Annotated in this window: 3 protein-coding genes; all 3 read left to right on the top strand. The window is 63.1% G+C overall.

Annotated features, from left to right (window positions below):
* Nucleotides 1-347: DUF4192 family protein (locus HMPREF2656_RS05155; protein WP_141761021.1), on the top strand; the 347-nt coding region annotated here is incomplete at its 5' end.
* A 160-nt stretch (nt 348-507) separates the two neighbouring features.
* Nucleotides 508-651, top strand: a complete 144-nt coding sequence (locus tag HMPREF2656_RS13060; protein WP_016456431.1) for a hypothetical protein — start codon at nt 508-510, stop codon at nt 649-651.
* 91 nt (nt 652-742) lie between these two features.
* Nucleotides 743-1,025, top strand: a 283-nt coding sequence (locus tag HMPREF2656_RS05150; RefSeq protein WP_070816029.1) for a single-stranded DNA-binding protein, incomplete at its 3' end; no start/stop codon positions are given.

Below are 1,025 nucleotides of genomic sequence, written 5' to 3'. Positions count from 1 at the left end.
CGGCGCTGAAATGCTTCACCACGCCGCGCTTGCGGGACACGCTGCTTGCCGCACTGCTCGATGACCCGCAGGCGGGCCTTGCGTTCATAGAGAAGGTTATGCGCGCTGTCCCGACCAGCTGGCCAGGCATGCGCTCGCAGCTCACCGCCACTGTTGCCGTGCTCGCTCACGCCACAGGCCAGCCGGGGCTAGCTGGCGTGGCTGCGCAGCGAGCCACCGAGATCGGGCCAGACGAGAACTTCCCGTCGCTGGTGGCGAAGCTGACCGATATCGGCCAGGGCGAGCGGATGGTCGAGCTTGTCCGCGAGGGCGCTGAGAAGACCCGCACGATCTTGTTTGCCGAGTAGCACCACACACCCCGTTGTAGCAATGCAACGGGGTTTCTTTTTCTCGCGGGGCCTTGGCTTGCGACGACAGACACCGCAACGAGGCAGGGGAGTGACCTTTAGACAGCAGAGCTGTCTCCAACAGACGGATTGACCACCAATCCGAACAAGGAGGCACGTGATGCGCGACATCACCCACACCGACCTGGAACTGCTCTACCAGCTCGCCGACGGCATCGACGGCGAGGACGCCGATCCGGGCGCAGCACAAGAACTGCGCGACCTAGAGGCGGCAGGCACACCGCTGCCCTGGGCAGTGTTGTAACGACAGCGCAACCGCCCCGCAGCAGCAAAGCAGCTGCTTAAGTACCCAAATTGCACGGCAAATCACACCCACTCACGTAAGGAGAACCAACATGTCCAACCCCTTCAACAACGGCACCATCGTCGGCAACGCAGCTCGCGCACCGAAGCTGTTCGAGCACGCAAACGGCGGTGCGACGGTGAAGCTCAGCGTCTATGCGCGCAACACCTTCAAGAACAAGGCCACCGGCAAGGTGGAAAGCGAGATCGTGGAGCTGACCGGCTACGTCCAGGACGCCGCGAACCCCGGTGTGTTCGGCTGCATCGGCTCCGGCGATCGCGTTGCGGTGAGCTACTCGCTCAAGACCGACGTCTACACCGACAAGGACGGTGTGA

The organism is Corynebacterium sp. HMSC034B08, from assembly GCF_001835805.1.
Classification (GTDB): domain Bacteria; phylum Actinomycetota; class Actinomycetes; order Mycobacteriales; family Mycobacteriaceae; genus Corynebacterium; species Corynebacterium coyleae.
This window is presented reverse-complemented; position numbering and strand designations above follow the sequence as displayed.

Coding starts and splice junctions, on each gene's coding strand:
- HMPREF2656_RS13060 (WP_016456431.1), top strand. CDS start 508: ATGCGCGACATCACCCACACCGACCTGGAACTGCTCTACCAGCTCGCC.